The following is a 16,043-nucleotide window of genomic DNA, read 5'->3' as shown; positions in this document are numbered from 1 at the left end:
CCAGTTCCGGAACAGCCTGAGGAGATTCCCTTGCGTCAACCGCTTCGACTGCTGCTCGGCAGCGGCTTCCTCGCCGCCGCCCTGCTGGGCACCGCCCTGCCCGCCCAGGCCGCCGACACCGTGGTGCTGAGCGCCGGCCACGTCGACATCGTCGACATCGCCTACGAGGACGGCGCCCTCGAGATCGGCGTCCACGACGAGACCGTCGAACCCGACGTGGAGCGCGAGGTCGACGACGTCGTCTTCCTCGTCAAGAGGGCCGCCAAGACCACCGTTCCCGACAATCCCGCCTTCGGCTTCCTCGGCGCCGCCGGCGCAACGACGTGGATCCTCCCCGAGATCCAGAACGAGGAGCTGCTCTGGCCCGGCATCGCCACCGAGGAGATCGAGGCCGGCGTCTTCGCCGGCGACACGGTCACCCTCGCGGTGCAGAAGGTCAACGGCCCCGGCCGTCTTGCGGTCTTCACCGAGGACGCGGTCGGCAACCCGAACGTTCTGGTCAACAGCGCTGATGGCCTGCCCGACGCCGTGGCCCTCGACGCCGGCTCGCACCTGCACGCCAGCTGGGCGTTCTCCAAGGCCGGCGTCTACTTCATCAAGGTCAAGGCCACCGGAACGCTGACCGACGGCACCAGGGTGACTTCCGACCCGGCCGTCTACAAGGTCGTGGTGCAGCCGTGAAGCGCATCCTGACCGCAGCTGCGATCTCCTGCGCCCTGGTGGTGGCGGCCGGTTCACCGGCGTACGCGGCCACCACGCTGACCAGCGGCCACGTCGACGTCCTCGACGTCGACTACACCGCTCCCGGCACGCTGACGCTGAACGTCGGCGACAGCACCAGCGGGACTCTGGTCGAACGGGCCCCCGCCGACGTGGTCTTCCAGGTTCCGGCGGCCGCGAAGATCACGGTGCCGGCCGGCAGCGCGTGGTCGTTCCTCGGCACCGCGGGCGGTACCGCCTGGGTGCTGCCGCAGGGCAACACCAGCGGCCTGCTGTGGGCCGGCTGGAACACCACGGAGGTCCCGTCCGGTGTCTTCCAGGCGAACTCGGTGACGTTCCGGCTGAACAGCTTCAGCGGCCCCGGGCACGTCAGCGTCTACACCGTCGCGTCCGGCACCCCGACCCGGCTGTTCGACTCCAGCGACGGCCTGCCGGACACCCGGACCGTCACCTACAACGCGCACACCCACGCCAACTGGGGCTTCACCAAGGCCGGCACCTACACCGTCAACTTCGAGGTGACCGGCAAGCTGCTGTCCACCGGAGCCACCGTCACCACCGGGGTGAAGGCCTTCACCTTCACTGTCCTGCCGTAACGCTGCCGTGAGCAGGGTGGGCCCGCTCCACCTCAATTGGAGCGGGCCCACCTGGGAGAATCTTAATGACCCGAAAGCCGGTAGCGTTGCTGGCCGCCCTCGCCCTCGCCGGCTGTGCGGCACCGCCCGCCCTCACCGACACCGATCACCGCGTCCAGGTCGTCACCACCACCGGCATCCTCGCCGATCTCGTCCGCAACGTCGGCGGCGACCGGGTGCTGGTCGACTCGATCGTCCCCGACAACGCCGACGCGCACGCCTACGAGCCCACCCTGCGCGACGTGCGCAACATCGTCTACGCCGACGTCGCCTTCAGCAACTACCTGCTGCTGGAAGCGCAGAGCGTGATCAAGACGCTGGACGCCAATCTGCCCGACGGCGTCGAGCAGATCTCGCTGGCCGAGGGGGCCACCAAGTACGCCGCCGAGATCATCCCCTTGGTCGAGGACGTCTCCCTGGACACCATCTGGCTCGGCCTGCGCGCCCAGGGAGACGGTGCACGCCATGGCGTCACCCGCTCCTCCGACATCCACCTCTCCGCGACGAACGTCACCGGACCCGGCCGGATGATCGCGTATCTGACCGAGTCGTTCGGCAATCCGGACACGTTCCTGGACTCCGGCGACGGCTTCGACCCCACCAACGGCTACCGCGACGACACCATGAACCTGCCGCCGGACGCCCACACCCACATGAGCTGGGCGTTCACCGAACCTGGCGTCTATCGGCTGACGCTGCGAGCCGAGCTGGCGGTGACCACCGACAGCAAACCGGTACCGATCGGTGAACAGAGCCTGACCTTCGCGGTGGGCGTCGACCCGCACTCGGTCATCGGCGGGGCCACCGTGCTGCGCGACGGCCACACCGACGTCACCACCGACATCGACACCGGCGAGATCGTTCTGCTGGCCGACGAGGAGCACGGCGGACAGCGGCACGATCCCGCCCGTACGGTGATCGAAGTCCCGGCCAAAGCCCTGCGTGAGGTGCCCGCCGGGCCCGGCTTCCGGTTCCTCGGCCGCCCCGGCACCCAGATCCACCAGCTGCCGCAGGCCGTCCTCGGCCGGCACGTGCACGGTGAGATCGACCCCCACCTGTGGCAGGACGTCCGCAATGCCCAGGCCTACACCGAACTGATCCGCGACAGCCTGATCGCCGCCGACCCGCAGGGCACCGCCGAATTCCGGGCCAACGCCGATCGGTACCTGACCGAACTCAGCGCCCTGGACACGTACGTCCAGCAGCGGATCGACGCCGTACCGGCGACGAACCGGCATCTGGTGACCACCCATGACGCCTTCGCCTACCTGGCGAAGGCCTACGGCATCCCGGTCGCCGGTTTCGTCACCCCCAACCCGGCGGTCGAGCCGAGTCTGGCCGACCGTCGCCGGCTCACCGAGACCCTGCGCAACCTGCATGTCAGAGCGGTCTTCCTGGAACCGAACCTGCGTGCCCGCTCGTCGACGCTGGTCGAGGTGGCGCGCGAGAACGACGTGCGGGTCTGCGACATCTACGGCGACGCCTTCGACGACCGGGTGACCTCCTACGTGGCGATGATGCGCTTCAACGCCGATTCCCTCCACCACTGCCTGACCTGAGGAAACCTCTCTTGCTGACCCACATCGCCACGGCGGTCACCGCCGCCCTGCTCGCCACCACGCCGACGGTGCCCCCACCGGGCAGCGGCCTGGACCAGACCCTCGACGCGAACCAGGGCCAGGCCACCGGCCGGGCCGTCCTGGAGACCGGTCACGTCGACATCGGTCCCCGCTACCGCGACGGCAAGTGGACCATCCAGATCCACGACGACCACGCCGTCCCCTCGGTCTGGCGCGAACCGGCCGACACCGTCCTGCGGGTGCGCGATACGGCGCGCCAGCCGGTCCCGGATGACCAGGTCTACGCGTTCCTCGGCGCCCCACCCGGCACGAACGTGCACGTCGTCCCGCAGACCGAGAAGCAGGGCGTCGTCTGGATCGGCTGGAACACCCAGGATCCCGGCGTCCTCGACGCGATCGACCGCGGCGTCACCATGTCCCTGCGCGGCGTGCAGGGACCCGGCGACGTCACCGTCTTCCTGCAGTCCGGCAATCTCGGCGCCCCGCAGGTCCTCTGGAGTTCGGCCAAGCCCTACCCCCAGCCGATCTGGGTGGAGACCAACACCCACACCCACGCCAACTGGGTCTTCGGCAAGCCCGGCACCTACCTGGTCGCCATGGACATCTCCGCCGACCTCGCCGACGGCTCCACCGTCAGCGGCAGCACCGTCCTGCGCCTCGCCGTCGGTGACGCCACGGACCCGGACGAGGCGCTGAACGCCGCCTTCACCGCCCCACTGCCTTCCGGCTCGGCCCCGGCCGCGGCACCGGCGGCCGACGACGAAACCTCCCCGGGTACGGGCTACCTCCCGGTCCTGGCCGCCGGGGGCCTCCTGGCCGCCTTGCTCATCGCCGTCCTGGTCTGGCGGCAGGTCGCCGTGCGCCGTCGCGCCGAACGCCAGGCCGGCCGATGACCGCCGCCCTGGAGATGATCGCGGTCAACGCCGATCTCGGTGGCCGACCCGTCCTGCGGGACGTGAACCTGCGCGTGGACACCGGCGAGTTCGCCGCGCTGCTCGGCCCCAACGGCGCCGGCAAGACCACCCTGATCCGCGCTGCTCTCGGCCTGATCCCGCTGCGCGGCGGAACGGTGATCAGCTCCGGCGCCGGCTACGTCCCCCAGCGTCACGAGTTCAGCTGGGATTTTCCCGCCAGTGTGGAGGATGCCGTGCTCAGCGGCCTGGTCCGCCGCATCGGCCTGTTCCGCCGCCCGAGCGTCGCCCACTGGCAGGCCGTCTGGGCCGCCCTCGACCAGGTACGACTGGCCGACCTGCGTAAACGTCCGGTCGGCGAACTCTCCGGCGGCCAGCGCCAGCGGGTGCTCGTGGCTCGCGCCCTCGTGGTGTCACCGCCGGTGCTGCTGCTCGACGAACCGTTCACCGGTCTCGACATGCCCGCCCAGGAGAACCTCACCGAGCTGTTCACCACATTGGCCAAGGAACGGGCGGTGGTGATGGCCACCCATGATCTGGCCGCTGCCGCCTACACCTGCGACACGCTGATCCTGCTCAACCGCACGGTCATCGCCACCGGTCCCGCGGCTGATCTCAAGGACCCGGCCGTCTGGATGGAGACGTTCGAGGTCGGCCCCGGTAGCCACCTGCTCAAAGCCCTCTCCCTGACGCCGGCCGGAGCGTGACGTGTCCCCGCTGCAGTTCCTCACCGACCTGGTCAATCCCGACCTGGCCTTCCTGCCCAAGGCTCTGATCATCGCCACCCTCGCCGCGATCATGTGCGGTGTCGTCGGCTGCTACGTCGTGCTGCGCGGCATGGCCTTCATCGGCGACGCCGTCGCCCACGCCGTGTTTCCCGGGCTCGCCATCGCCTTCCTGTTCTCCGGCAGCCTCGTGGTCGGCGGCACTGTCGCCGGCGTGGTCACCGCCCTGCTGGTCACCGTGTTCGCCCAGAACCGGCGGCTCAAGGAGGACTCCGTCATCGGGATCTTCTTCGTCGCCGCGTTCGCCCTCGGCATCGTGATCATCTCGCGGGCGCCCGGCTACGCCGGATCGCTGCAGCAGTTCCTGTTCGGCTCGATCACCGGCATCCCCGACCGCGACCTGTACGTCGTCGGCGGCACCACCATCGCCGTGTTGTTCACCGTGCTGCTGCTGCACAAGGAGTTCGTCGCCGTCACCCTGGACCGGGAGATGGCCCGCGCCCTCGGCCTGCGCGTCTTCTGGCTGGACCTGCTGCTGTACGTGCTGGTCACCCTCGCCGTGGTGATGGCGGTACAGACCATCGGCAACATCCTGGTCCTCGCCCTGCTGATCACCCCGGCGGCGACCGCCCGGCTGCTCACCGACCGGCTGAGCGTGATGATGGCGCTGGCCCCGGCCATCGGCGCCGGCTGCGCCGTGATCGGCCTCTACCTGTCGTGGTCCTGGGACCTGCCGGTCGGGGGCACCATCGTGCTCACCCTGACCGCGGCTTTCCTCGTCGCCAGCCTCGTGGCGCCACGCCACGGTGTGCTCGCCCGGCTCGCCGCCTGACGAGCCCGCGACCAGTCACGCCTCCTCGCACCCCTTCACCCACCCTTCACCGAAAGCAGGTCCTGGTGACCGTCATGAAATCACTGCGCCGCCGGGCGCCCGCTCTGCCCCGCCGCAGAGCGGGGGCTCTGGCGGTGATCACCGTAGGTGTCGCCGTCGTACTGTCTCCGGCGTCGACCGCGACCGCAGCCGAAGGGCCGGCTCCGCAGCCGCGTGAGCACCGGATCATCGCCGGAGTGCACACCGACGCGGTCTCCACGTTCCTCGACGACGGCCGGCTGGCCCTGGCGTCGAAAGCCGACGTCGCGGAAGGCAACGGCACCCGTTTCGCCGCCGAGGACATCTGGTTCCACCTGGCCGACGACGCGAAGGCCACCGTGCCGGCCGGGTACGAGTTCCTCGCTCCGGCCGGCAGTGAGGTGTGGATCGCACCGGAGTCCAACCCCGGACCCGGACGCTTGTGGCCCGGCTTCTCCACCGAGTCGGTGCCGGCCGGTGCGATCGAGGGCAACCAGACCACGTTCACCCTGACCGGCCTCGAGGGGCCGGGCAGCGTCGAGTTGTTCACCGCCGGCGGTTTCGGCGGGGCCAAGCGCCTGTGGTCCTCCGACGAGGACGGTTTGAAGTCGTTCGCCGTCGGCCGCACGCACATGCACGCCAACTGGGCTTTCACCACCGCGGGCACCTACCGGATCAGCGTGCGGGCCACAGTCACCGTAAGCGGCGAACAGCAGACGGCGCAGGCCGTCTACACGTTCGTGGTCGGCGGACTGCCCGCGGCGGCCGGGACCACGGTCGCTCTGCGGGCGAGCGCCACCACCGTCGTGGCCGGTGACCGCGTCACGCTCGACGCCACGGTCACACCCCAGGACGCCCCCGGCTGGGTGGAGTTCCTCGACGGCGGCACCGTTCTCGGGCACGCCGCGGTATCCGGCGGGCAAGCCACCTTGGCCACCGGCGACCTGCCGCTGGGCAGCCGGTCGCTGAGCGCGCGCTTCGTGCCCCAGGTGCTCAACCGGTTCGCCCGGTCGGCCTCGGATCCGGTGACGGTCACGGTGACCGAGCGGGCCGGCGGCGAGGTCTTCGCCATCACCGGCGTCGCGGACCGCTACACCGCGGGCGAGCAGATCGATCTGCGGATCGTGGGTGCCACTCTGGACGACGGCGAGAAGTGGCGGTGGATCATCCGCACCGCCGGGCAGACCACCGAATACGTCGTGGGCGAGACCGACCGGTTCCGCCGGGACGCGACCGTCGCGCTCGACGAGGCCGAGGTCTGGGTGGAGATCGTCGACGCGAAGAACAAGACGGTGCAGGAGAGCGGTCGGCGCACCCTGCGCGTCGACGGGCCCAACACCGGAACCGGCGAACCGGTCGTGATCACCGGCCTGCAGGCCCGCTACTACGGCGGTGACCCGGTGCGGGTCTCGGTCGAGCACCGCCCGCTGACCGACGGCGAGACCAGCCGATGGGTCAGCCGCATCGTGCCCGGCGGTGCCGAGTGGACGCCTGTGCCGGAGTACGGGCTGCCCGAACCTGTTCCCGGCACTCCCGGCGCTTACACGATCGACTCCGGCTGGCTCAACCAGAACGAATGGGCGTACGAGATCCTCGACGCCGCCGGCACGGTGATCGGCCGCTCCCCCGCCTTCCTGGCGGAGATTCTCTACCGGGAGCTCATGCTGTCCGGCGTCCGCACGGTCTACCGTGCCGGGGACACCCTGGAAGCTAGCTCCGAGCTGTACCCCGCCCGCGACGACGTGGTCTACGAATGGGCTCTCAGCGACGACACGGCGTTCACCCCCATCCCCGACGCCACCTCGGGGTCGCTCGAGCTGCCGGTCACCGCGGACCTGGACGGCAAGTGGCTGTCGGTCTGGGCGATGGACGCGGCCGGCGGGTACTCCGTCGCGGGCGCCCACAAGCAGTTGCGGGTCACCGACGCCGCGCCGGGCGAGCAGATGCTGTTCCTGGACTCCCTCTCCGGCCACTACCACCAGGGCAGCCCGGTCCGGCTCAGCGCTTCCGCCGACCCGGCGGCCGGTGACACCGACACCTACCGGTGGCTGTGGAAGCGCGCCGACCAGGCCGACTTCGTCGTGATGGAGAAGATCACGGCAGCGACCCACGAGGTCCCCGCCGAGCAGGCCCTGGACGGCACTCAGGTCAAGGCCGAGCTGCGTACGGCCGCCGGTGAGCTGCTGGCCACCAGCGAGCCGGCGACGATCTACGTGGACGACCACGGTGCGGCACCGCGGCAGAAGGTCACCGTCGGCGGGCTGGCCGACAGTTACCGGGCCGGTGAGAACGTGCAGCTGACCGCCTCGGTCTCGCCGGCGTCGGTGCTGACCCGCTGGGAGTGGTACGCGCAGAAACGCGGCGAGGACACCCCGCAGGTGGTGCCGGGTCAGAACAGCGCGCAGCTGTCGCTGACCGCCGCAGCCGAGCTCGACGGCGCGACAGTCTTCGCCCGGCTCACCTTCGACGACGGCCGTAAGTACGTCGAGTCCACGCCGGTGGTGCTGCGAGTGACCGGCGCCGGTGAGCCGGGCCCGACGCTCTCCGTATCGGGGCTGTCCGACGGCGAGTACCAGCCGGGCGACGCAGTCACACTGCAGGCCGTCCAGTCCCCGCAGGGCCCGCTGACCACGTACCAGTGGTTCGCCAAGCGGCCCGGCGACGCGGACTTCTCCCCCGTCGGCGGCGAAACCGGCGCGGCGTACGGTTTCACCGCCACCCGGGAACTGAGCGGAGCCCAGTACCAGGTCACGTTGTACGACGGCGACACGGTGGTGGCCACCAGCACGGCGGTGACCCTCAAGGTGGCCGCCGGCCAGCAGGGCGGCAGCGCGTCGAAGTCGGTGACCGCGACGATCAGCGAGACCGACGGTGCGCTGGTGATCAGCGTCGACGACGGGGACCGTGCTGTCACACTGCCGGCGGCTGAGCTGAACGCCTCGGGTGATCGGTGGGAGAGCACCGGCGCGCTGAAGCCGGTGACCGTCACCGACACCCGTTCCGGCCGGCCCGGCTGGAGCGCCTCAGGGCAGATGGCCGACGGATTCCGCACCTCCGACGGCAAGGCGTTCACCGGCGGTTACCTCGGCTGGACGCCGTCGGTCGTGCAGCAGGGTGATCAGCAGGGCGTGGTGGCCGGGCCGGTCACCGCACCGGATGTTTCCGGCCGGCCCACCGCGGGTCTCGGCGCCAGTGCCCCGCTCGCGACTGCGCCGGGCGGTGCCGGCCGGGGCACTGCCCAGCTCGACGCGGCCCTGAAGCTGAGTGTGCCGACCGACACCGCGGCGGGCACCTACACCGGCGTCCTCACCCTGACCGCCATCTGATGACGTCGCGGGGCGGTCCGGAGGACCACCCACCGCGGACAAGGCACCGAGATGAGCCCCGAGATTCACGGACGGCCTGGCCGGAGAACGAGATGGGGAGGGGGCGGGTCAGTTGCTGGTGGATGCCTTGGTCGCGCCTACGTGGGGTGCGCCGGAGTCGGCCCGGGTGCGCAGGAGGGCGACGGCGACGGCGAGTTGCCAGATGACGATGGTGTAGACGGAGCCGCGTTCGATCGCACCCGAGGGCAGGCCGGCATCGAAGGTGAGGAAGAGAGCGGTTACGGAGACCAGGCCGAACGCTCCGAGGACGATGCTGACGAGGCCGATCAGCCGCGTCCCGGGAGTCTTGCGCCAGTGGATGCCCAGGACGAGCGCGAGGACGTTCCCGCCGACGATCGCCAGCGTGGCTCCGGTGAAGTGCAGGGCAAGCGTGCCGTTCTGCTGCGCCTGGAGAGAGCCGTGGAAGGTTCCGACCAGGATGTAGCCGATCATGGTCACGACCCCCGTCACTGCGGTGAAGGTCCGGGACCGCCCGCTCATTGTGCGCGACAGCAGCACGGCGGCCATCCCGAAGAGGAGGCCCTGAACGATGAATCCGGTGTTCATGACCACGTTCAGCGGCGAGTTGAGTTCGCGGCCTTGGAACACGCCGGGCGTTGCGGATCCGAGGTCGCTGATCCAGTTGTCGGCGTAGCTGTAGCTGGGCGATTTCCATGCCGCGGCCGTGATCGCTTCGGCGGCGAGATAGATTGCCGCGCCCAGGATGAAGGTGGCAGCGGCGAGGGGGCGGAGCGGTTTCATGATGTGTTCCATTTCCGTCTACGTAACCAATTGGTCAGTCGCGTTTGAAGGGAGAGGTGTGTTCGGAGGGTGAGCCACGGCGGTTTCAGAGGTGGCGGATGTCGCGGGTGAGGGTGTTTGCGCCCAGGAGGTGTCAAGCTCGTACAGCCCCGCCTGGACGATTGCGACGGCCGGCTCACTGGAAGGGGCTCATGAGCCACCCGGCGGCCGGGAGCTTCATCGGTCGGGATCGGGGGGTGAGTCGTCGTTCGAACCAGAGGTGGGCCAGGACTGTCAGGGCCAGGTAGATCACGAGCGTTCGACCGCTCATAGCGGTGGCGAGCAGACCGAGCAGGAGCGGGGTCGTGATGCCTGCAGACCGAGGGCGGCGCGGGTGGGGATCCCGCCGGCGCGTAGGTGCGGCAGGCCGGCGTATCCGTAGACGACGGACAAGCCGAACATGGCGACCATCAGCCGCAGCACGCTGGCCCGGCCGGCGGCGACGTTGCCGTACAGCATGAACGTCGTCCAGGCCAGCCACAGAGCCAGGAACAGCACCGCCACGAGGTCGAAGAACAGCTCGGCCCAGCTCGCGTGCCGCTCGATCCGGGTCTCTTCGGGCTCTTCGTCGATGTTCACCATCAGTGGCCGCCGAGTGGTGGTGTCCGGGTGCTCGTGGGTGCGCGGGTGATGCTGATGTCGGTCCTCCGCGAGGATGTGGTCGTGTTCGTCGACGATCCGTCAGCGGGCGCTGCTGCTGGTGGTGGTGGTGGTGGCGGTGGCGGTGGCGGTGATGTCTTGCAGGCCGCGGTCGAGAAAATTGATCATCCAGGTGAAGCTGTCGTCGATGGATGCGTCGATCTGGAACCCGCCCGCTGCTTCCTGGGTCGAGAACCCGTGCAGGGCGCTGCGGAGCATCCGCAGGGCGTGGATCTCCTGACTGGAGTCCAGGTGGTAGCCGCGCAGCATGGCCGCCCAGGAGGCGACGACCCGCTCGACGGCGGGGATGATCGGGTCGTCGGGTCCGGTCGGGCGGGCAGCGGCAGCATCGGCGGTCGCGTACTGGCCGGGGTGTTCCAGCACGTAGGTCCGCATCGCCTGTGCTCCGGCGGCAAGGGCGTCGCTGCCGGCCCGGCCCTGGATGGCGTCGCGAATGGCGTCAGCGAACTCGGCCAGGGCCCGGGCCGCGATGCGATGGACCAGATCGGCCTGGCTGGTGATGTGCTTGTAGAGCGCGGGAGTCTTGACTCCGAGTCGTTCGGCGAGCAGGCCCATGCTGAAGTTCTCGAAGCCGATCTCGTCGATCAGGGCGGCGCCGGCCTCGGTGACCGATAGCGGGGTGAGCCGGGCCCTAGGCATTGGCCAGCGTCTTGTCGAGGAAGGGCCGGGCCAGCGCGAGGACCTGATCCGGTGTCTGGGCGTGCGGGTAGTGGCCGGCACCCTCGATGACGGCGAGCTGGCCGAGACCCCTGGGCAGGTCAGCGATGATCTTTTCGCCCTCGGCGCGGGGGTCGGCCCAGTCGGGGTCGAGGCTGCCCTCGACGATCAGGACCGGGCAGGTGACGTTGGCCAGCTGCGCGCCGGCGTCGGTCGGGCTGGTCTTGCACATGGCCTGCAGGACCTTCATCCGGCCGGGCTCGCTCAGCTTCGCCTCGATCCGCTTCAGTTCGGCGTCCCAGTCGGCGGGCTTGGCCGGATATGCCACATCGAGGTACTTCTTCCAGCTCGCCAGCCTTCCCAGGACCATGACCTGCCCCATCTGGCTGTAACCGGTCCGGAAGCGCTTCACCCGCATCAGCCCGCCGAGGTCGAAGGGTTGTACGCGGGTGAACGGCGCCAGCTCGATGACGCCGTTGATCAGGTCGGGCGCGGTGGCCGCCGCGATGGTCGCCGCGCCGCCGCTGATCGACTGGCCGATGATCACGGCGGGGCCGCCGAGGTGGCGCACGACGGCGATGAGGTCGCCCGCGATGTCGGTGCGGCTGTAGCCGTCCCAGCCCAGGCTGGAGTCGCCGCAGCCGCGGATGTCGACGTTGGCGACCCGGTACCCGGCGCCGGCCAGGGCTGGAGCGAGGAACCGGTAGGAATGCCGACTGTCGCCGATGCCGTGTGCCAGGACGACGAGCGGGCCGTGCCCGGTCACCTCGTAGGCGAGGTTATTACCGGCGATGCTCAAGGACTCGGGCATGACAACCTCCGCAGGATTGGTTAACGGCGTTTGCTAGAGGTTAATGACGTTAACCTCATGCGTCAAGCGATGATGTCGTGGCCGACAGCCACCGAGGACCCCTTCGGATTCACCGCCTCAGCTTGTCGATCTCGATCCGCGTCCTGCTCGCCGACGACCACGAGTTCTTCCGCTCCGGGTTCCGCAATGCCCTGGAGACCCAGCCCGATCTCGAATGCGTCGGCGACGTCGGCGACGGACAAGCCGCCGTGACCGAGATCGAACGGCTACGCCCGGACGTCGCGGTCCTCGACGTACGCATGCCCCGGATGGATGGCCTCACCGCAGCCGAGACCGTCCTGTCCCGCGGCACTGATACCCGCATCATGCTGCTCACCACCTATGACGACGACAGCTACGTCTACCGGGGCCTGCGCGCCGGGACCAGCGGCTTCTGCCTCAAGAGCATGCCCGTCGAGGAACTGCTCAACGCCATCCGGGTCGTGGCCCGCGGAGACGCACTCATCGACCCGTCAGTGACCCGCCGTCTGGTGACCCGATTCGCCGACGGCCTCGCCCCGGCAACCGTGAGCCGGCCCCTGGACCTCGACCGGTTGACCACCCGGGAACGCGAGATTCTCCTGGAGGTGGCCCGCGGCTACTCCAACGCGGAGATCGCGGGGCGCCTGTACGTCGGGGAACAGACGGTCAAGACGCACGTCTCACACCTGCTGACGAAACTGGGGCTGCGCGACCGGGTCCAGGCCGTCATCTACGCCTACGAGAACGCGCTGCTGTGATCCAGGGCAGCGGTAGCGCGCGAGACATCGCCCGGGCGCATGGGAATCCAACCTTGGCCTACTCCGCCTCAAGTCTGAGACCTGTCCAGCACCGACATCGACGCCGCAGTCCATGACAACCTTCTCCGGACCGGGTCCGTTGGCGGGGAACCCAGGCGAACAGCCGACGACCCACGCATGCTGCTGCTCCGCCGCCTCGACGACCGGAGCTGGTTGCGCTACGTCGCCCGGACTGTGCCGCTCACGCTGAGCCGACGACCCGAGATCGGCCGGATGCTCACCGCGGCCGGCGATGCTCACCCGCGCTGCGCGCCTGACCGGCACCCGTCACGGACCGGCTCATTGCGGGAAGATCTGCTGCAGGGTCTCCGGGTCGGTGACGATACTCTGGGCGATTTCGGTCAACCGGCGGTTGTGCCGCCGAGCGTAGCCGCGGATGGCCGTGAACGCCTCGTCGACGCTGATGCCGCGGGCCTGCGCGACCGCACCCTTGGCCTGTTCGATGATCACCCGGCTGTTCAAGGCTGCTTGCAGCTGTTCGGTGAGCGCCTCGCTGCGCCTGACGGTGCGTTCCTGCAGCAGGCCGATGGTGGCGGCGTCCGCCAGAGCCTGCATGATCGCGATGTCGTCGTCTTGGAAGTCGTTTCCAGAGGTGTCACCGAAGACGTTCAGCGCTCCGATCACCTGCCGGCGCAGCCGCATCGGGAAGGCGTGCACCGATTGGAACCCGGCCGCGGCGGCGCGCGGTGCGAAACGTGGCCACCGGGCGCCGGCCTCGCCCAGGTTCACGTTGACGACGGGCTCGCCGGAGTCGAACGCCTCCAGGCAGGGCCCTTGCTCGTTCTGCAACTGGAACAGTTCCACCAGTTTGACGTTCTCGTCCGAACCGGCGATGAACTCGAGCCGGCCCCGCTGGTCGGCGAGCAGCATGCCGGCGGCCGCCGCGTCGGTCAGTTCGACGACCCGTTCGGTCAGCATGTGCATGTAGTCGAGCAGATCGAATTCGTCGACCAGCGTGTCGGCGATCTCGACGAAGACCTTCGCGAGCTGCTGCGCGGATACGGTTTTCATGCCTGCCTCCCGGCCTGGCCGGCGGTAACGTGCGCGGTCATGGGCGGTCCCGGTCGAAGTGCAGTCTGCGGGCGAGCACATCGGCGGCCACCTGGTCGAGGCGGCGGCCGTGCGCGTACGCGTACGCCCGCATCCGGGCCATCGCCTCACCGATGGGCACCCCCAGCTGGACCATGACCATCCCCTGGGCCTGGAACAGCTCGGCGCGGTACTCGACCGCCTCGGCGAGGCCCTCACCGGAACTGTTCACCGCCGCGTTCTCGTGCTGGTCCAGCAGAGCCGTGATGGTCACGTCCGCGAAGGCGAGCGCGGTGGCGAGTTCGTCGCCGGTCAGCGACCCGGTCCGCTGGCGGAAAATGTCAAGGATCCCGAGACGAGCGGCACCCATCTGCAGCGGGAACGAGAACACCGCCCGGATGCCGCTGTCGTGGGCGGCCGGGGTGTACATCGGCCAGCGCGCCGCCGACTCGCCGTCGAGGTTCGGTACCAGCACCGGCCGCCGGGTGGAAAACGCATCCCAGCACGGTCCTTCCCCGAGAACGAACTGCAGCTCCTCTATGTGCTCGGTCAGCGGGTCCGACGCGGCGTAGACCCCCCGGGCCCCCGCCTCGCTCATCATGCTGATCCCCGCGCCCGAGGCCGCCAGCGTGCGCGCGGCGACGGCGCAGACCCGAGGCAGCAACCCTGCGCCGTTGTCCGGCGGCGGCGGCTCGCCCTCGATCAGGTGGCGGATCATGGCGACGCGATCATCCATGGCGACCACCCGACGCCACGCCCTCACCGGCACGCCGACACGCCGCTGGAACAGCGGAAACACGCTGCACTGGATGTGACACCGCTGTACCTCCACGCCAGGGGCCACGACACGGGCGGGCAGTGAGGACGGAACCTTCCCGGATCTGTCGAAGTCTAGCGACGCCGCGTGCCCCTCGACGAATCCGGTTCTCGCCCTGCCTGGTGCCGGCCCGCAGTGGCGGCCCTGCGCACGCTCATGCCGTCACCGGTGGGCCGGCAAGCACGGTGGCCCAGACGACCTTGCCGCCGGGAGTTGGCATGGCACCCCACGCCGTGGCGCAGACGTGCACCATGCGAAGGCCGTTGCCTCGCTCGTACGGCGGCTGCCCGGCGACCGAGGGCGTAGCGCCGAGCAGCCGCGGTAGCCGGGTGGTGCCGTCGCGGACCGCCAGGTGCAGGCCCGTGCCGCGCTGCGACACGGTGACGAGCACGGCGGTGCCCGCGTGTTGCACGGCGTTGGCCACCAGCTCGGACAGCACCAGTTGGGCGCGTTGCCGCAGCTTCGGCAGGTGCCAGTCCTGACATGCATGGGTGACGAGGTCGCGGGCCGTGTCGGGCGAGGCCGGCTGCGGCAGCAGGGTCGCCTGCAGCGTCACGGTCGGTGACAGGCGGCTGATCACGGCGGTGCGGGCCTCGGGCATGGTGGTGAACACGGACGGGTGTTGCGCACCGAGGCGCCGTAGGCGGCGGTCCAGCATCGTCGCGGTGGGCAGGCACAGGGCCAGGGGCACCGGTGGCTGCATGACGATTCCGGCCCGGCCCGCGGCCAGCCACATCGGCATGCTGGCACCGTCCGGGTCGTCCGTGTCCCGCAGGTCGGCGATGACCGCCGCCGGGTGCTCGGCCAGGCATTTGCGGATCGCGGTGGACACGTCCATGCCCAGACGCTGCGACCATCGACCGTGCACCGCCATCTCCACCACGCCGGTGGTGACGTCACCGGTGACGCTCAGCGTGTGGTGTCGGTCGTCGGCGTTGAACAGATACGGGGCGCGCACCTGCATGTCAATCTCCTTGCGGGCCGCGGTGGCCATCAGGCGCGAGTGCGGGGACGGCGTTCGTCAGCCGCGGGGACAGGCGCGGCGAGCCGGACCGCCAGTTCCGCGTACCGCTGCCCATCGCGGGCATCGTCGATCGCCGCCTGCCACGTCCGTGCCGGACCGGCACTGATCAGGCGTAGCTGTTCGGTGGCCCGGTGCAGAATGCCGAACGCGGTCCGGTCACCCGGGGTGACTGCGGCGACGAGTCGATCAACGCGGCGATGTCCGACGTGGTCGCCGTACGGGTCTTGCTGCACCGGCCGGTACGGCAGAGGCCGGGCGGCGCCGGCGCGGGTCTCAGCGGTCACGGCAACTCCTGATAGGCACCTGCGCTGACGGGTGCACTACCGGGGTCCGGGGTAGCGGGCTACGGACATGACGCCCAACGCCTTCATCGAGGGTAAACCACCCCGCTACAGACGCTGTCCCGCATACGGGGTCATCCACATCGCCCTGTTGGCAACTTTGCGGACAAGCGCAGATGAACTCCCGGCCGAAGTGGGCCTCAGAGTCGTCCTGCACGCATCTTCCCCCGTTGTGGATCGCTGTCACCAGCGGTTTTCCTCCGGTGGGTATACCGTTCCCAGTAGTGCCGGTGTGGTTTCATCGTCGCTGGCCGCTCCAGACCTCGGTGGCGCTTCCG

16 protein-coding genes are annotated in these 16,043 nt (G+C 69.7%); 8 read left to right on the top strand and 8 right to left on the bottom strand.

Features of this window, described 5'->3' with window-relative positions; all coding sequences use genetic code 11:
- Nucleotides 1-30 precede the first annotated feature (30 nt).
- The 7 genes from Aau02nite_RS45020 (at nucleotide 31) to Aau02nite_RS48200 (ending at nucleotide 8,747) form a co-directional block, all read left to right on the top strand.
- A complete protein-coding gene (locus tag Aau02nite_RS45020) occupies nucleotides 31-681 on the top strand; it encodes a choice-of-anchor M domain-containing protein (RefSeq protein WP_212994841.1) in 651 nt (216 codons plus the stop codon).
- Entirely contained in the window at nucleotides 678-1,316 is a 639-nt protein-coding gene (locus Aau02nite_RS45015) for a choice-of-anchor M domain-containing protein (RefSeq protein ID WP_212994840.1), read from the top strand. Before Aau02nite_RS45020 ends, Aau02nite_RS45015 begins: the two co-directional genes overlap by 4 nt.
- 65 nt (nucleotides 1,317-1,381) lie before the next feature.
- Entirely contained in the window at nucleotides 1,382-2,914 is a 1,533-nt protein-coding gene (locus Aau02nite_RS45010) for an anchored repeat ABC transporter, substrate-binding protein (RefSeq protein WP_212994839.1), read from the top strand.
- Between the two features lie 11 nt (nucleotides 2,915-2,925).
- Nucleotides 2,926-3,828 (top strand): choice-of-anchor M domain-containing protein, encoded by a 903-nt coding sequence (locus Aau02nite_RS45005; protein WP_246595929.1) that lies wholly within the window; start codon nucleotides 2,926-2,928, stop codon nucleotides 3,826-3,828.
- Nucleotides 3,825-4,553 carry an anchored repeat-type ABC transporter ATP-binding subunit gene (locus Aau02nite_RS45000; protein WP_212994838.1) on the top strand — a complete coding sequence of 243 codons (729 nt, stop codon included), beginning with the start codon at nucleotides 3,825-3,827 and terminating at the stop codon, nucleotides 4,551-4,553. The genes Aau02nite_RS45005 and Aau02nite_RS45000 overlap by 4 nt, the downstream gene beginning before the upstream one ends.
- A 1-nt stretch (nucleotide 4,554) precedes the next feature.
- Nucleotides 4,555-5,403 carry an anchored repeat-type ABC transporter permease subunit gene (locus Aau02nite_RS44995; protein WP_212994837.1) on the top strand — a complete coding sequence of 283 codons (849 nt, stop codon included), beginning with the start codon at nucleotides 4,555-4,557 and terminating at the stop codon, nucleotides 5,401-5,403.
- Nucleotides 5,404-5,477: 74 nt separating this feature from the next.
- The gene (locus tag Aau02nite_RS48200) at nucleotides 5,478-8,747 is read left to right on the top strand and encodes a choice-of-anchor M domain-containing protein (RefSeq protein WP_498368223.1); all 3,270 of its coding nucleotides are present in this window, start codon (nucleotides 5,478-5,480) and stop codon (nucleotides 8,745-8,747) included.
- A 108-nt stretch (nucleotides 8,748-8,855) separates the two neighbouring features.
- Here Aau02nite_RS48200 and Aau02nite_RS44985 read toward each other — a convergent pair whose 3' ends face one another.
- From Aau02nite_RS44985 to Aau02nite_RS44970, 4 genes are all read right to left on the bottom strand, one after another.
- A complete protein-coding gene (locus Aau02nite_RS44985) occupies nucleotides 8,856-9,548 on the bottom strand; it encodes a DUF998 domain-containing protein (RefSeq protein WP_212994835.1) in 693 nt (230 codons plus the stop codon).
- A 306-nt stretch (nucleotides 9,549-9,854) separates the two neighbouring features.
- Complete coding sequence (locus Aau02nite_RS44980) at nucleotides 9,855-10,169, bottom strand: hypothetical protein (RefSeq protein WP_212994834.1); 315 nt, start codon at nucleotides 10,167-10,169, stop codon at nucleotides 9,855-9,857.
- A gap of 99 nt (nucleotides 10,170-10,268) precedes the next feature.
- Nucleotides 10,269-10,886, bottom strand: coding sequence for a TetR/AcrR family transcriptional regulator (locus Aau02nite_RS44975; RefSeq protein WP_212994833.1), 618 nt, complete (start codon nucleotides 10,884-10,886; stop codon nucleotides 10,269-10,271).
- Nucleotides 10,879-11,715, bottom strand: coding sequence for an alpha/beta fold hydrolase (locus tag Aau02nite_RS44970; RefSeq protein ID WP_212994832.1), 837 nt, complete (start codon nucleotides 11,713-11,715; stop codon nucleotides 10,879-10,881). Before Aau02nite_RS44970 ends, Aau02nite_RS44975 begins: the two co-directional genes overlap by 8 nt.
- A gap of 122 nt (nucleotides 11,716-11,837) precedes the next feature.
- Here Aau02nite_RS44970 and Aau02nite_RS44965 point away from each other — a divergent pair, with 122 nt between their 5' ends.
- Nucleotides 11,838-12,494, top strand: a complete 657-nt coding sequence (locus Aau02nite_RS44965; RefSeq protein ID WP_307857987.1) for a response regulator — start codon at nucleotides 11,838-11,840, stop codon at nucleotides 12,492-12,494.
- Nucleotides 12,495-12,833: 339 nt separating this feature from the next.
- On the opposite strand, the gene Aau02nite_RS44960 is transcribed toward Aau02nite_RS44965, so the two are convergent.
- The 4 genes from Aau02nite_RS44960 to Aau02nite_RS44945 all read right to left on the bottom strand — a co-directional run bounded on the left by Aau02nite_RS44960 (nucleotide 12,834) and on the right by Aau02nite_RS44945 (nucleotide 15,708).
- A complete protein-coding gene (locus Aau02nite_RS44960) occupies nucleotides 12,834-13,646 on the bottom strand; it encodes a GAF and ANTAR domain-containing protein (protein WP_246595928.1) in 813 nt (270 codons plus the stop codon).
- Nucleotides 13,603-14,319: a GAF and ANTAR domain-containing protein gene (locus Aau02nite_RS44955; protein ID WP_212994831.1), complete on the bottom strand. Its 717-nt coding sequence runs from the start codon at nucleotides 14,317-14,319 to the stop codon at nucleotides 13,603-13,605. The genes Aau02nite_RS44960 and Aau02nite_RS44955 overlap by 44 nt, the downstream gene beginning before the upstream one ends.
- Before the next feature lie 235 nt (nucleotides 14,320-14,554).
- Nucleotides 14,555-15,364, bottom strand: a complete 810-nt coding sequence (locus Aau02nite_RS44950) for an ATP-binding protein (RefSeq protein WP_212994830.1) — start codon at nucleotides 15,362-15,364, stop codon at nucleotides 14,555-14,557.
- 29 nt (nucleotides 15,365-15,393) lie between these two features.
- A complete protein-coding gene (locus Aau02nite_RS44945; RefSeq protein ID WP_212994829.1) occupies nucleotides 15,394-15,708 on the bottom strand; it encodes a hypothetical protein in 315 nt (104 codons plus the stop codon).
- Nucleotides 15,709-16,043 lie beyond the last annotated feature (335 nt).

Source organism: Actinoplanes auranticolor (assembly GCF_018332655.1).
Lineage (GTDB): Bacteria > Actinomycetota > Actinomycetes > Mycobacteriales > Micromonosporaceae > Actinoplanes > Actinoplanes auranticolor.
This window is presented reverse-complemented; position numbering and strand designations above follow the sequence as displayed.